Genomic DNA, 15,901 nt, shown 5'->3' on the forward strand with positions numbered 1-15,901 from the left:
TAATTAAGCAAACTTACGTTCTTCACCGTTACCGGCTACGTTAGTAACACAGCGTCCGCACAATTCAGCGTGTTCCGCTACTTGACCGATATCTGTCGCATAATGCCAGCAACGAGGGCATTTTTCACCATCTGCTTTGTTAAAGGAGATTTTTAAACCTGCCATATCAGAAGCTAATGCTGTTTCTGGTGCTTCATTAATATCTGCCACTTTCGCTTGAGAAGTTAATAAAACAAAACGCAGTTCGTTACCTAACGCATTTAACTTATCCGCCAAAGCTTTATCCGCATACAGAGTTACTGATGCTTCTAAAGAGCCACGCAGTTGTTTATCTGTACGAGCTTGCTCTAATACTTTGTTGACTTCACCACGAACGGCAAGTAATTCAGCCCAGTAGTCATCATTTAAAGTTTCTGATGTATCTAAGCCAAATAAATCGGTATACCATTCTTCAGTTAAGACATATTTTGCGCGTTCACCCGGTAACTCATTCCAGATCTCATCTGCTGTGAATGACATAACTGGCGCCATCCAACGAACTAATGCTTCACTGATATGGAATAACGCAGTTTGGCAACTACGGCGAGCAACGCTATCACTTTTCGCAGTGTACTGTCTGTCTTTGATGATATCTAAGTAGAAAGACCCCATTTCCACTGAGCAGAACTGCATTAAGCGCTGAATAACATTATGGAAATCGTAATTTTCATAGTGTTTTAGAATATCCGCTTGTGCGGCTTTCGCACGACCTACTGCCCAGCGATCAAGTGTCACCATCTCTTCAGGCTTAACTTGGTGTTTTGCAGGATCAAAACCATTTAAGTTCGCTAAGAAGAAACGTGCGGTATTACGAATACGACGATAAGTATCTGCAGAACGTTTTAAGATCTCATCAGATACAGCGATTTCACCAGTGTAGTCTGTTGATGCAACCCATAAACGTAGGATATCAGCACCCAGTTTATCCATTACATCTTGAGGACTGACTGTGTTACCGATAGATTTAGACATTTTACGGCCTTGTCCATCTACGGTAAAACCGTGTGTTAAAACTTCACGGTACGGCGCTTTGCCTTTGATTGCAGTCGAGATCATCAGTGAAGACATAAACCAACCACGGTGTTGGTCAGAGCCTTCCAAATACATGTCTGCTGAATTGCCGTGGAATTCTGGACGATCGTCAACAACTGTTGAGTGGGTTGACCCTGAATCGAACCAAACATCCAGTGTATCTGGCGTTTTCATGTAATCATCAGCTTCATCACCCAGCACTTCACGGATATCTAAATCCCACCATGCTTGAATGCCGCTCACTTCAACACGTTTTGCAACTTCTTCCATCAACTCTAAAGTACGAGGATGCGGCTCTTGAGTCTCTTTATGAACAAACAGAGACATTGGCGTACCCCAAGTACGTTGACGAGAAATACACCAGTCAGGGCGGTTTTCAACCATTGATTCAATACGTGCTTGGCCCCAATCAGGTATCCATTTAACACCTTTGATCTCTTTTAATGATTGTTGACGTAACCCGTTTTTATCCATGCCAATAAACCATTGTGGTGTCGCACGGAAAATAACAGGCGTTTTATGTCTCCAACAACAAGGATAGCTATGTTGTAAGGCTTCATGATGTAACAGAGCGCCTTTCTCTTTTAGCAGTTCAACAATGACATCATTCGCTTTAAAAACAAAAACGCCATCTAATGTTGGATAAGTACCTGCTAAGTAGCAACCATTTGGTCCAACTGGGTTTGCAACTTCTAAGCCGTATTTTTGACCAACAACAAAGTCATCAGGGCCGTGACCTGGTGCAGTATGAACAGCACCTGTACCCGCTTCTAACGTAACGTGATCACCTAAAATTGCAGGTACATCAAAGCCCATAAACGGATGATTAAAGCGTAGTAGCTCTAAATCAACACCTTTACATTCGCCTAAAACAGTCCAGCTCGTTACACCAATACGCTTCATTACGCCTTCAACAAGATCAGCAGCTAAAATCACGCATTCATCGTTAAAAGAGACTAAGGCATAATTAAATTCTGCATTTAATGCGATAGCGCGGTTAGCGGGTAATGTCCAAGGCGTTGTTGTCCAGATAACCAAAGAAACTGGCTTATCCGTTGTTGCATGGAATTTTGCGGCAACTGCACTTGGATCAACGGCAGTGAAACGCACATCAATGGAAGGTGAAGTTTTGTCGTAATATTCAACTTCAGCTTCTGCCAATGATGAGCCACACGCTGTACACCAGTGAACAGGTTTAGCCCCTTTTAACAGGTGTCCATTTGCGATAATACGCGCTAATGCACGGATAGTATTCGCTTCGGTTTTATAGTCCATTGTAAGATAAGGTTTTTCCCAATCTCCTAGAACACCTAAACGAATAAAATCTTTTTTCTGTGCTTCGATTTGCTCGTAAGCGTATTTACGACATTCCTCGCGGAATTGCGCTGCCGATATTTTCTCTCCTGGTTTACCTACGATTTGTTCAACTTTTAGTTCGATAGGTAATCCGTGACAATCCCATCCTGGAATGTACGGAGAATCAAAGCCTGACAGCCCTTTGGATTTAATAATAATATCTTTGAGAATTTTGTTTACTGAGTGACCAATATGAATATTGCCGTTGGCGTATGGAGGGCCATCGTGCAAAATAAATGTTTTCTTACCACTTTTAGCCTGACGAATTGCTTGATACAAACCTTCTTTGTACCAACGTGATAACATCTCTGGCTCGCGCTTTGCTAAATCCCCGCGCATAGGGAACCCTGTTTCTGGTAAGTTCAGGGTATTTTTATAGTCACTCATTCGATTCTCAGTTCCAATTTTCCGCTAGTTTATGACTCCGACCGCTGCGATAAAAAATCCCTAGCAGTAGCCACATCATCTGCGATTTGCTGCTTTAATGCATCCAATGATGCAAATCGCTGTTCATTACGTAATTTCTTTCGTAACACAACATCAATACGACGTCCATATAAATCCATATTAACGTCGATTAAATGAACTTCTAATTGTACGCCCTTCCCTTGTACAGTAGGACGACTTCCGATATTTGCCACACCGGGTAAAGGTGATTGATTATCTGATAAATAGACATCAACGGCATAAACGCCTTTAACGGGTGCAACTAAGCGTTTCATAGGAATATTGGCTGTCGGAAAACCAATAGTTCTACCTAATTCATTACCATGAACAACACGCCCACAAACACTGTAAGGGTGTCCCAGTAGTGATTCAGCAAGGACTAAATCATCATTGAGTAACGCTTCTCGTACTGCAGTGCTACTGATACGCAATCCTTTATCGCAATAACTTTCAGTATTAGCGACTTCAAATCCATATATTGCACCGGCTTGTTGTAAAAAGTGAAAATCACCTTCACGATTTTTGCCAAAGCGAAAATCATCGCCAATAGCAAGAAACTTCACCCCTAATTTATTCACCAATAGTGATGAAACAAACTCTTCTGGGGTTTGTGCTGCAAATTGTTTATCAAATTTGACACACAAAAGGTAATCAATATCACATTCAGCCAAATACTTTATCTTATCTCTTAAGCGAGTCAGACGTGCTGGTGCCTTTTCTGGTAAAAAGAACTCAAGTGGCTGAGGCTCAAATGTCATCACAACAGTAGGTAATCCTCTTTGTGACGCTTCTTGCTTCAAATGTTTCAATAATGCCTGATGGCCTCTATGGACACCATCAAAATTCCCAATTGTCAGAACGCAACCGTGGTGTAGCGCTCTAATATTTTGTATACCGCGAATTAGCTCCATAACTGGCTCAATACCGTGGAAATTATTGGATTATACCTTGTCAAAGGCTTGAGAGTAACCCAATATATCAATGTTTATTGATGAGTAATATCTCGACAAGTCGATTCACTGTTATTCTTAAATTTGATTGCTCACATCAAACAAAAAATGGACTATCACTCACTTCTTGGTTATAAAATCGCATAAAATCCAGCATAGATCCTATTAGAATCTATTATTTATTACTCATATACACGATTTTGATGATTTTTTCACTCAAAAGACTGTATTCTACCCGTCTTAACTGATAAAATCTTGCGCCATCACAACGAAACAAGTGTCGCGTACAACGACGCTAATTTTGTATAAATCCATTGACAAACTTAGGTTGAAAAGGCATATTCCTTCACCTTTGTATTTGTCCTCGCTAGAATATATTTGGGAGTTGGAACTTGGCTAATATCAAATCAGCTAAGAAACGTGCGGTTCAGTCTGAAAAGCGTCGTCAGCACAACGCAAGCCGTCGTTCTATGATGCGTACTTACATCAAAAAAGTATACGCAGCAGTTGCTTCAGGTGATAAAGAAGCAGCACAAAAAGCATTTAATGACATGCAACCAATTGTTGACCGTCAGGCAACTAAAGGCTTAATTCACAAGAATAAAGCTGCTCGTCATAAAGCTAATCTGCAAGCACAAATCAAAGCAATGTAATATTGCTTTCTTGTGTTATAAAAAACCGGCTTATGCCGGTTTTTTATTTTCTGCTTTTTAATCACAACCCACTTATGGGTTTGCAACACTCTTCTTGTCTCCATTAAAGAGTTCTGAAAAGTCAGTATTACAAACACGTTGAACGGCTGGATGTTGGATCATTCGCTCTGCAAAAATCGCGTAGTACTCTTCTTTTACCGTATCAAGCATCCCAATCTCTTCGATATTACTATGAGCAAAAGTTTCATCGGTATACAGTGACGGCGCTACAAAGATAGCATTATAATTTAGGCCAAATGCTTTCATTAATGCCGCATCATCAAATTCACCCAGTATTTCCACTTGAAGATTTTTGTTACGTATCCATGTTAATAAATGGCGACCTAACATATATCGACGGCCAGGAATGAGGAGCTTTCGCTCTTCTAAACATTCAGGAAACGGTTTTTCAGGAAGAGGATGACTGCAAAAAAAGCTCATATTACATTCGCCAAGCTTTACAGAGAACAGACCTTCTTGTTGTGACGAATCCACAGGGCAATCGGATAGGATCATATCCAGCTTATGCTGACTTAATTGTTCGAGTAATAGTTCATGAGTCGATTCAAAACAGCGCAGGTGGATTTGCTCATTATCAATGACGGCCGTTTCTAATACTCGACTGACTAATTGTTTAGATAATGCATCCGCAACACCAACATCAAACAACAAGTTCGATTCACGACTGTAGTTGACGATATCCAGCATTTCTTGGCTGAGCATAAACATTTTATCGGCATAACGAAAAATGAGCTGCCCCAGCTCTGAAGGAACTAGCCCCCTTCCTTGGCGTTTAAATAGCTTGCCACCTAATCTTTCTTCTAATGCTTTAATTTGCCCTGTAATTGTCTGAGGCGTCAGATACAGCGCTTGCGCTGCACCCACAACAGAGCCTTCTTTACACACATGCCAAAAATAATAAAGATGGTTAAAATTGAGATGTGACACCCGCATAGTTATCTTCCTTTCAACTCCTGTGCTTCAAACACAGACTATGTAATAACGCATTAGTTTGCGATTGGCTTTCCTTGCATCCAATCCTCATAAAAACACCTACGGCACAATACATTGTATTGCACCGTAGGTTTAAATATATAGCTCGGTATTTATTGTGTTGAGAAACTCAAATCCGTAATAAATTTCCCTATATTGACTTCGTTTTTAACTTCGGCAAAACTGAGCGAAGCAACAAATATCCCACAACAGCGGCTACCGTTGAACCTACTAAAATACCAAGCTTAGCGTAGGTATTATAAGTTTCATCCGCACCATCGAATGCTAATCCTGCGATAAAGATAGACATAGTAAAACCGATACCACATAGCACAGACACTGCAAATATTTGTTTAAGATTAATCGCATCTGGTAATTTTGCAATGCCTAGTTTTACCGAAACCCAACTAAAGAGGAAAATTCCAATCGGCTTACCTAAAAATAGACCTAACGCGATACCTAACGGTAAGGCAGACAACATGCCATCAAGCGTTACGCCATTTAAAGAAACCCCTGCGTTACTAAATGCGAACAGCGGTAAAATAAAATAGGCAACCCAAGGGTGCAACACATGTTCTAATTCTTCAGAAGGAGAATCCCCTTCTTTATTTCTTAATGGGATAAGAAATCCAACAATCACACCTGCAATCGTTGCATGAATACCTGATTTTAAAATACATACCCATAAGATGAACCCAAGAATTAAATAAGCAGCCGTATTACCCACTTTACGCCAGTTCATGACCCCCAGAGCAATCACTATCAAACCCGCCAAAGCAAGAGGTATTAGTGCAATACTCTTTGAATAAAAGAGCGCAATAATAACGATTACACCTAAGTCATCAATAATAGCTAATGCTAATAAGAAGACTTTTAACTCAACAGGAACACGCTTACCAAGTAGCGCCATGACGCCCAATGCAAAAGCAATGTCTGTTGCAGCTGGAATTGCCCACCCCTGCTGTCCAATGGCATCAGTACTATTGAACATCAAATAAACCAATGCCGGAGCTAACATGCCCCCCACTGCGGCTATCGCAGGGAAAATAGCTCTATCACGCTGAGCCAAAGAACCTTCTTTTAATTCACGTTTAACTTCTAATCCTACCACTAAGAAAAAGATCGCCATTAAGGCATCGTTTACCCAAAGTAATAATGGCTTATCAAGTTCGAATGCACCGAATTTGATCATAATAGGAATAGATAAAAACTCATTATACAAAGCACTTAGAGGTGTATTCGCCATAATCAATGCGATAATAGCAGCAATAATCAGAAGAATACCGCCTGATGCCTCTAATCTCAAAAATTGTCTAATAATTGCCGTCATAATATTAACCTCGAAATCTCTAATCTTGTTAATAATATGCTAATCATGGATTCGTAAAAAACAGATTATTTATGGATAATAACTCGGATTATTCGATTAATTAAAGAAATATCAAGAAAAACAGGATAAATAATATCAATTTATCAACATGTTCCCTCAATGATATAAAAAGTGGAATAATTTAAATAATTAAAATCAACATATTGAATAAAAAGATTATTTTTTATAAATCAGTAAAAACAAGCCTCTTTTTTGATAATTACCCACAATCAATAAAATAGCTCAAACGTATCAATTTTCATTACTGAAAATAATCTAGCTCTGTTTCCTCACGCTTTAAATGATCTCAGATGATAAAAAATAGTGACGTATTCACTCTTTAACCACTGTGCTATTGTTTTATAAAAAATTAATCTTTCTATATTAAGGTTTCTAGCAATATGTCGATTACTGTTTTTATTGCCGTTTTATTTGCCGCTATCTTTCATGCATGTTGGAACGCATTGGTTAAAGTAGGCAGTGATCGATTTTTAGGGATCTCGTTACTGACTTTCTTTTCTGGTGTTGTAACACTACCTGCCCTGTTTTGGGTTGGGCTACCTGATGTTGGTGCATGGAAATGGCTTGCCCTTTCTGTTTTATTCCATGTTGGTTATACACTCTCTTTAAGCCGTTGTTATACCTTGGCTGATTTTAATCAGGTTTATCCTATCTCTCGCGGTAGTGCACCATTAATGACCGCTTTTCTTGGCTTCTTTCTCTTCCATGAAACACTACCAATAGCTGGCTTGCTAGGTATTTTATTTATCATTTTAGGTATTATCCTTATCTCACGCAGTAGGAAAATAGCAGAGTTTAATTTACGTAAAGATGCACTCTTTTTTGCGCTGCTTACCGCATTATTTACCGCAAGCTATACCCTATCTGATGGTAATGGCTCTCGTGTAGGTGAAACACCTTTTGCTTATATTTTATGGCTCTTCTTTTTAAATGGTGTTGCAATGTATTTACTTGCTTGGCTGCGTTATCGTCAACATTTAAAAGCCAAAATAAAAGATTATTGGAAACCCGCATTTTGGGGGGGGATCATGCAATTGGTAAGCTATGGCATTGTGATATGGGCAATGAGTCATGCTTCAATCGTACTTGTGGCTGCTTTAAGAGAAACCAGCGTGTTATTTGCCATGATCTTATCTGTCTATCTGTTAAAAGAGCAATTTAACCGTAAACAGCTATTGGCGTGTTTAGTGATTTTAGCGGGTATTGTTGCTATCAAGATAGGATAAATATGAAATACCCTTCAAATAAAAAAGCCTGATGACAGTCTTTATCATCAGGCTTTTTTGAAGGTGATAAGAAAAATTATTTGGTTAAATCATCAAAGAATTTTTTCACGCCATCTAAGAAACTTTTAGAGCGAGGAGTGTTTTTCTCTCCACTCTTGCCACCGAATGATTCACCCAGTTGTTGCATTAACTCTTTTTGTTTCTCATTGAGTTTAACAGGTGTTTCAACTACAACGCGACACATTAAGTCACCAATACTGCTACTGCGTACTGATTTAACACCTTTGCCTTTCATGCGGAACATTTTACCAGTTTGTGTTTCTGCTGGAATTTTAAGTTTCACACGGCCGTCAAGTGTCGGGACTTCAATTTCACCGCCCAAAGCAGCAATAGCGAAGTTAATAGGGACTTCACAGTAAAGGTTATTGCCATCACGTTCAAAAATATGATGCTGGCGAACATGAACCTGTACGTATAAATCGCCTGCTGGTGCACCGTTTTCACCGGCTTCACCTTCGCCGCTTAAGCGAATACGGTCGCCTGTATCAACACCGGCTGGAATTTTGACAGACAGCGTTTTAGAGCGTTCAACACGACCATCACCATGACATTTAGAGCAAGGCTCTTTAATCACTTTACCGCGACCATGACAAGTTGGGCATGCCTGCTGTACAGTGAAGAAACCTTGACGTAAATGAACCTGACCAGCACCATGACAAGTAGAACATGTTTCTGCTGATGTGCCTTCTTTAGCACCGCTACCATGGCATTTGTCACATGTTTCTAGTGTAGGTATACGAATTTCTTTAGCAACACCACGAACTGCTTCTTCAAGCGTTAGATCCATGTTGTATTGTAAGTCAGAACCACGCGCTGCGCGTTGTTGACGGCGACCACCACCAAAAATATCGCCAAATACATCACCAAAGATATCACCAAAGTCAGCGCCACCACCGAAGCCGCCACCACCTTGACCACCAAACCCACCTTGTTCAAATGCCGCATGACCATATTGATCATAAGCAGCACGCTTTTGAGTATCACTTAAGATCTCATAGGCTTCTTTGATTTCTTTGAATTTTGCTTCTGACTCTTTATCACCTTGATTTCGGTCTGGGTGATATTTCATTGCTAAACGCTTATATGCACGTTTAATTTCTTTTTCGTCGGCAGTTTTACTTAAACCGAGTACTTCGTAAAAATCTCTTTTCGCCATTCTAGATTACCCTTGACATAAGCACACGGGCGTTGAGTTTCCTCGACGCCCGTGTTCGGTATCAGTAACTATTCACAGGTGAGTTACCGCGGCCCGTTAAGGGCATTATTTCTTGTCTTTGCCGTCAACTTCTTCAAATTCTGCATCGACAACGTCGTCATCTTTCTTTGCACTTGCATCAGCACCTGCAGTATTACCTGCTGCGCCAGCTTGAGCTTGTTGTTGTGCGATTTCTAGCAGTTTTTCAGAAGCTTCAACTAATGTTTTAATTTTTGCTTCAATAGCGTCTTTATCTTCGCCTTTAGAAGCAATTTCTAACTCGCTTACCGCTTTTTCGATAGCTTCTTTATCGTTCGCTGGTAATTTATCGCCCGCTTCTTCAATTTGTTTACGAGTACCGTGAACTAATTGGTCAGCTTGGTTACGAGTTTGTACTAATTCTTCAAACTTACGGTCAGCTTCTGCGTTTGCTTCTGCATCACGAACCATTTTTTGGATTTCATCTTCATTTAAACCAGAAGAAGCTTTGATTGTGATATTTTGCTCACGGCCACTGTTTTTATCTTTCGCTGATACATGCAGAATACCATCAGCATCGATATCAAAAGTAACTTCGATTTGTGGCATACCGCGTGGTGCTGCTTGAATACCATCTAAGTTAAACTGACCCAGTGATTTGTTATCACTTGCACGTTTACGTTCACCCTGTAATACGTGAATAGTTACAGCAGATTGGTTATCTTCTGCGGTAGAGAACACTTGGCTATGTTTAGTTGGGATTGTGGTATTTTTTCCGATCAGGGAAGTCATTACACCCCCCATTGTTTCGATACCTAAAGACAGTGGTGTTACGTCAAGTAACAGAACGTCTTTAACATCACCTGCTAATACACCACCTTGAACAGCCGCACCCATTGCAACAGCTTCATCTGGGTTAACGTCTTTACGTGGCTCTTTACCAAAGAAATCAGCAACGGTTTTTTGAACCATTGGCATACGAGTTTGACCACCAACCAGAATGACATCGTTAATTTCGCTAACTTTCAGACCAGCATCTTCTAATGCAACACGTACTGGTTCCATTGAACGTTTAACTAAATCTTCTACTAAAGATTCCAGTTTTGCACGAGTAACTTTGATATTTAAGTGTTTAGGGCCAGTCGCATCTGCAGTGACATATGGCAAGTTAACATCTGTTTGTTGTGCAGAAGATAATTCAATTTTCGCTTTTTCTGCTGCTTCTTTCAGACGTTGCATTGCTAATGGATCGTTACGCAGATCAATGCCTTGCTCTTTCTTAAATTCATCAACTAAGTAGTTAATTAAACGGCTATCAAAGTCTTCACCACCTAAGTGAGTATCACCATTGGTTGACAGAACTTCATAGGTTTTTTCACCATCGACTTCATCAATTTCGATGATAGAGATATCGAATGTACCACCACCTAAGTCGTAAACTGCGATAGTACGGTTGCCCACTTCACGATCTAAACCGTAAGCCAGAGCAGCCGCTGTTGGTTCGTTAATAATACGTTTAACTTCAAGACCTGCGATACGACCCGCATCTTTAGTTGCTTGACGTTGAGCATCGTTAAAGTAAGCAGGAACAGTAATAACTGCTTCAGTAACAGCTTCACCTAAATAGTCTTCTGCTGTTTTCTTCATTTTTTTCAGTACTTCAGCAGATACTTGTGGTGGAGCCATTTTTTCATTACGTTCTTCAATCCAAGCATCACCGTTATCAGCTTTTACAATTTTGTAAGGCATGATAGCGACGTCACGCTGAACTTCATCATCTTCAAAACGACGACCAATTAAACGTTTGATGGCAAATAAAGTATTTTGTGGGTTAGTCACAGCCTGACGTTTTGCAGGTTGACCAACTAAGATTTCACCATCTTGTGCATAAGCAACGATTGAAGGAGTAGTACGATCGCCCTCACTGTTTTCGATAACCCGGGCATTTTTGCCATCCATTACAGCAACACAAGAGTTAGTTGTACCCAGGTCAATACCAATAATTTTACCCATTTAAACGCCTCCAAAGAGAATTCTTTATCAATTTGACTACCAATCTATATGCGGATGAATATTCATTTTTCAAGTCACAAATTAATAGACTTAACAACATCATCTCGAAGCGGATATAAAATCAACGCAACTCAATAGTGGTAATTGCAGTTGAAAAGAAGATGGGGTCATAAATACATTCATCAAGGGGAATAATGAAAAAAAATGCGAAAAATGCGAAAAATTTGTGTCTGAGAATAAAAAAAGGAACAAAAACTGTTATTTTTCATAATGTTAGAGAATCTGCAAATAGCATTATGATTTATCTGAAATATTTTTTTAAGACTAGGCTTAAAATAAGTTTATAATCAATTGAAAAATAACATTTTTTAATTTTTATAATAAAAATATCAAATAAATATAAGGTTACCTTTGCATTATCTAAACTGGGTCAGAACATTTCCTAGCCAGAAGTGTGATGACAAAAATAACCTCTTACATTATTTATGCTGAAGTAGAACGGCGTGCTGATTTAGGTCTAAAAGCAGCAACAATAGCTTCATTTGTTTCGACATAAGGGCCATCAAGCAGTTGAATACAGTATGGTACACTAGCAAAAATACCACTAACAATTACATTGCCGTCATTATCTTTTAACCCTTCCAGTGTTTCTGCTATGGCTTTAGGTTGCCCCGGCAGATTTAGAATTAACGCTTGGTTACGGATAACACCAACTTGGCGAGATAAAATAGCCGTAGGCACAAATTTCAGACTAATTTGGCGCATTTGTTCACCAAAGCCGGGCATTTCTCTGTCTGCAATAGCCAATGTAGCATCAGGAGTGACATCACGGCGAGCAGGCCCGGTTCCCCCTGTTGTTAACACTAGATGACAGCCAACTTCATCAACAAGCTCACACAGTGTTTGTTCAATCATGAGTTGTTCGTCAGGAATTAAACGTGATTCGATATGAAAAGGCGTTGTTAATGCAGCTTTTAGCCAAGCTTCTAAAGCAGGTAAGCCTTTATCTTCATAAACCCCACTTGATGCGCGATCAGAAACAGAAACTAACCCTATGCGTAATTCGTTCATATCAAACCTCAATTAATCAATAACCATCTAACTTGCGCGCAGATATTACCATGAGAACACAAGAGAATTAAAAGGAATCTCAATATATTACTGATATTTAATATTTGATTATTGAGAAGAGATAATAAAGAAATGATAACAATTTATTTTTATTTAGCTTTAACTAAAAATAAGAAAGGGAGCATAAGCTCCCTTTCTTTAATCTTGAATAATATTACTCATCAATATATTTAGCAATATAAGAAGCTGCCAATTTTTTTGCTTCAGCTAATTGTGCTGCATTTAATGCACGAGCAGTACGTTTTAACATAGCTTCATCACCATCGCCATTTTCAACAGCAACAGAGAACCATGCATAAGCTTCTTTCAGATCGCGTTTAACGCCTTTACCATAGTAATAGTTTAAAGCTAAGTTATTTTGTGCCAGACCATTACCTTGCACAGCTGATTTTCTATACCATTCAACCGCTTTACGCGCGTCTTTAGCAACGCCATCACCTTCATCGTACATTACGCCTAAGTTATTTTGCGCATCACGATTACCTTGGTTTGCTGCTTTGGTATACCAGAAAACTGCTTTAGTACCATTACGTTCTACACCTTCACCGTCATCATAAGAAACAGCAAGGTTATATTGTGCGTCAGCATGGCCTTGTTCTGCTGCTTTGGTATACCAAACTACTGCTTTTTCATGATCTTGTGCTACACCGATACCTTCATCATAAGAGATACCAAGGTTGTATTGTGCATCACTATCACCTTGATCACCGGCTTTAGTATACCAATACACTGCTTTCTCATGATCTTGCTCTACGCCATCACCATCATCGTAAGAAACAGCAAGATTGTATTGGGCTAAAGAGACACCTTGAACAGCCGCTTTGTTATACCAATAAACTGCTTTTTCTGCATCACGGTCGATATCATCACTCATGTCATACATAAGTGCTAAATTTAACTGTGCTTCAGCGTGACCTTGCTCTGCCGCTTTGGTATACCACTCCAGTGCTTTTTGTGCATCCTGCTCAACACCTTCGCCGTTCTCATATTTTATGCCCAATTGATACTGAGATGCTGAATTTCCACTTTCAGCACTTTTTTCAATTGCAGGCAAAGAGAATGCGGTTTTGCTTTCTGCCATTGCAACGCCACTAAAAAATAACGATGCAAGTACCGTTGCCAAGACAATCTTTTTCATAATTCACCAATAATAAATAGAGTATTTTAATAATATATTTTTATAATTATTACCAGATAAATAATATATTCCAATCAATTTAATCTTAAAATTTACTTAAATGTTATTTTGAGAGAAAAAAAATGAAAATACCCACCTGTATAAGATGGGTATTTAAGATTTTTATAAGAATTTAACGACGAATTATAATAAATCCGCAATCATTTTCTCTAATTTTTCCTGATCGACAGCAAATTTACGAATACCGTCAGATAATTTATCTACTGCCATTGGGTCAGCATTGTGATCCCAATAGAATTGAGCTTCAGTGATAGCTTCTGGACGCGCTTTCACTTCGCCTTTGTAAGATAATTTATGTTCAACTTCACCTTCAGCTTCTGATAATTCTTTTAACAGTGCTGGAGCAATAGTCAGACGATCACAACCAGCTAATTCTAAAATCTCACCGATATTACGGAAGCTTGCGCCCATAACAACAGTGTTATAACCGTGTTGTTTGTAATAGTTATAGATTTCAGTAACAGAAATCACACCTGGATCTTCAGCAGGAGCAAATTCTTTTTTATCTGTATTGGCTTTATACCAATCCATGATACGACCAACAAATGGAGAAATCAGGTAAACACCTGCTTCAGCACATGCACGCGCTTGAGCGAAAGAGAACAGTAAAGTCAGGTTACAGTTGATACCTTCTTTTTCTAATTGCTCTGCAGCACGGATACCCTGCCAAGTAGATGCTAATTTGATAAGAATACGGTCGTTACTGATACCGGCATCATTATAAAGTTTCATTAGATGACGTGCTTTTTCGATACACGCTTGTGTGTCGTAAGAAAGACGTGCATCAACTTCTGTTGAAATACGACCAGGGATCAGTTTTAAAATTTCTAAACCGATATTTACTGCCAGTTTGTCGCAAGCATCAACGATTTGTTGTTCACGAGAATCGCTTTGTGAACGAGCCCATTCAATCGCTTCATCAATTAATTTACGATATTCAGGAATTTGAGCTGCATTTAAAATTAAAGATGGGTTGGTAGTTGCGTCTTGTGGCTGATACAGTTTCATTGCTGCGATGTCACCAGTGTCAGCAACAACAGTTGTCAGCTTACGCAAAGAAGTCAATTTGTTGGTCATTTTGTTTATCTCATCTACTAGGTAAATCTGTTTGCAGTCACCTGCGGATATCTATTGATAATAACATGGACTGCTCACACTACAAGACGCTTAGATTCATACAAAGCAATTATTTGAATGCCAAACGTTTTCGCAAAACAAAAGCGGAAAAAAACAGAAGATAATCACAGGCTGAATCGTTTAAATTGTCGAATTTTACGACAAATACGAGAAACCATTGTTTTTTCCTATTACTATAATTTAGTCTTTAATCGAAAGAATTTGCTATATTTGGTCAACATTCAAATAACGTATCGAGGGAATTATGCTAATCACCATTTCACCAGCAAAAACACTGGATTTCGAATCGCCTTTAGCAACAACGCACTTCACCCAACCTGAATTGCTAAAATATTCCCAACAACTTATCGAAGAATGTCGAAAATTATCGTCCAGCGACATCGCTAGCTTAATGAAAATAAGCGATAAACTCGCAGGATTAAATGCTGCTCGTTTTGGTGAATGGCAACCTAATTTCACACCAGAGAATGCACGCCAAGCTATTTTGGCATTTAAAGGTGATGTTTATACCGGAATGCAAGCTGAACTTTTTTCTGAAGATGATTTTCAATTTGCACAACAGCATTTACGTATGCTTTCTGGCTTATATGGTGTGCTTCGCCCTCTTGATTTAATGCAACCTTATCGCCTTGAAATGGGAATAAAGCTAAAAAATAATAAAGGAAGCGATTTATACCAATTTTGGGGAAATACCATTACAGAAGCGTTAAACAAAGCACTTGAACAACAAGGTGATAATATTCTTATTAATTTAGCATCTGATGAGTATTTTAAATCAGTTAACCCGAAGAAACTCAATGCTGAAATTGTTAAGCCTGTCTTCCTTGATGAAAAAAATGGCAAATATAAAGTTATCAGTTTCTACGCTAAAAAAGCTCGTGGATTAATGAGCCGTTTTATTATTCAAGAAAAACTGACCAACAAAGCACAACTTAAAGAGTTTGATCTTGAAGACTATCAGTTTAATTCAGCAGAATCAGAGGGCAATACCCTAGTATTTAAACGTACAGAATCTATGGCTAAATAGATATCGTTTGATGAAACGATCAATGATGAAATAGCC

General features: G+C 39.0%; 12 protein-coding genes. 3 read left to right on the forward strand and 9 right to left on the reverse strand.

Annotated elements, in window-relative coordinates; translation table 11 throughout:
* Nucleotides 1-3: 3 nt before the first annotated feature.
* Nucleotides 4-2,814 (reverse strand): isoleucine--tRNA ligase, encoded by a 2,811-nt coding sequence (gene ileS, locus C0T34_RS07670; RefSeq protein ID WP_109849964.1) that lies wholly within the window; start codon nt 2,812-2,814, stop codon nt 4-6.
* A gap of 29 nt (nt 2,815-2,843) precedes the next feature.
* Nucleotides 2,844-3,785: a bifunctional riboflavin kinase/FAD synthetase gene (gene ribF, locus C0T34_RS07675; protein WP_109849965.1), complete on the reverse strand. Its 942-nt coding sequence runs from the start codon at nt 3,783-3,785 to the stop codon at nt 2,844-2,846.
* A 431-nt stretch (nt 3,786-4,216) separates the two neighbouring features.
* Between ribF and rpsT the strand changes: the two genes are divergently transcribed.
* The gene (rpsT, locus tag C0T34_RS07685; RefSeq protein ID WP_004248964.1) at nt 4,217-4,477 is read left to right on the forward strand and encodes a 30S ribosomal protein S20; all 261 of its coding nucleotides are present in this window, start codon (nt 4,217-4,219) and stop codon (nt 4,475-4,477) included.
* A gap of 72 nt (nt 4,478-4,549) precedes the next feature.
* On the opposite strand, the gene nhaR is transcribed toward rpsT, so the two are convergent.
* Together nhaR and nhaA are read right to left on the reverse strand one after the other, a co-directional pair.
* A complete protein-coding gene (gene nhaR / locus C0T34_RS07690; RefSeq protein ID WP_098941158.1) occupies nt 4,550-5,470 on the reverse strand; it encodes a transcriptional activator NhaR in 921 nt (306 codons plus the stop codon).
* Nucleotides 5,471-5,660: 190 nt separating this feature from the next.
* Nucleotides 5,661-6,839 (reverse strand): Na+/H+ antiporter NhaA, encoded by a 1,179-nt coding sequence (nhaA, locus tag C0T34_RS07695; RefSeq protein WP_098941159.1) that lies wholly within the window; start codon nt 6,837-6,839, stop codon nt 5,661-5,663.
* Between the two features lie 440 nt (nt 6,840-7,279).
* On the opposite strand from nhaA, the gene C0T34_RS07700 reads away from it, so the two are divergent.
* Nucleotides 7,280-8,125, forward strand: a complete 846-nt coding sequence (locus C0T34_RS07700) for a DMT family transporter (protein WP_109849966.1) — start codon at nt 7,280-7,282, stop codon at nt 8,123-8,125.
* Nucleotides 8,126-8,201: 76 nt separating this feature from the next.
* Here C0T34_RS07700 and dnaJ read toward each other — a convergent pair whose 3' ends face one another.
* The 5 genes from dnaJ to tal form a co-directional block, all read right to left on the reverse strand.
* Complete coding sequence (gene dnaJ, locus C0T34_RS07705) at nt 8,202-9,341, reverse strand: molecular chaperone DnaJ (protein ID WP_109849967.1); 1,140 nt, start codon at nt 9,339-9,341, stop codon at nt 8,202-8,204.
* A gap of 105 nt (nt 9,342-9,446) precedes the next feature.
* Nucleotides 9,447-11,372 (reverse strand): molecular chaperone DnaK, encoded by a 1,926-nt coding sequence (gene dnaK, locus C0T34_RS07710; RefSeq protein WP_098941161.1) that lies wholly within the window; start codon nt 11,370-11,372, stop codon nt 9,447-9,449.
* A 483-nt stretch (nt 11,373-11,855) separates the two neighbouring features.
* Nucleotides 11,856-12,443, reverse strand: a complete 588-nt coding sequence (gene mog / locus C0T34_RS07715; RefSeq protein ID WP_088493762.1) for a molybdopterin adenylyltransferase — start codon at nt 12,441-12,443, stop codon at nt 11,856-11,858.
* A 214-nt stretch (nt 12,444-12,657) separates the two neighbouring features.
* Nucleotides 12,658-13,641, reverse strand: coding sequence for an SEL1-like repeat protein (locus tag C0T34_RS07720; RefSeq protein WP_109849968.1), 984 nt, complete (start codon nt 13,639-13,641; stop codon nt 12,658-12,660).
* 183 nt (nt 13,642-13,824) lie between these two features.
* Nucleotides 13,825-14,778, reverse strand: coding sequence for a transaldolase (gene tal, locus C0T34_RS07725; protein ID WP_098941163.1), 954 nt, complete (start codon nt 14,776-14,778; stop codon nt 13,825-13,827).
* 304 nt (nt 14,779-15,082) lie between these two features.
* Between tal and yaaA the strand changes: the two genes are divergently transcribed.
* On the forward strand, nt 15,083-15,865 hold the full coding sequence (yaaA, locus tag C0T34_RS07730) for a peroxide stress protein YaaA (protein WP_109849969.1): 783 nt from the start codon (nt 15,083-15,085) through the stop codon (nt 15,863-15,865).
* Nucleotides 15,866-15,901 lie beyond the last annotated feature (36 nt).

This window comes from Proteus sp. CA142267 (genome assembly GCF_003336825.1).
Classification (GTDB): Bacteria; Pseudomonadota; Gammaproteobacteria; order Enterobacterales; family Enterobacteriaceae; genus Proteus; species Proteus terrae.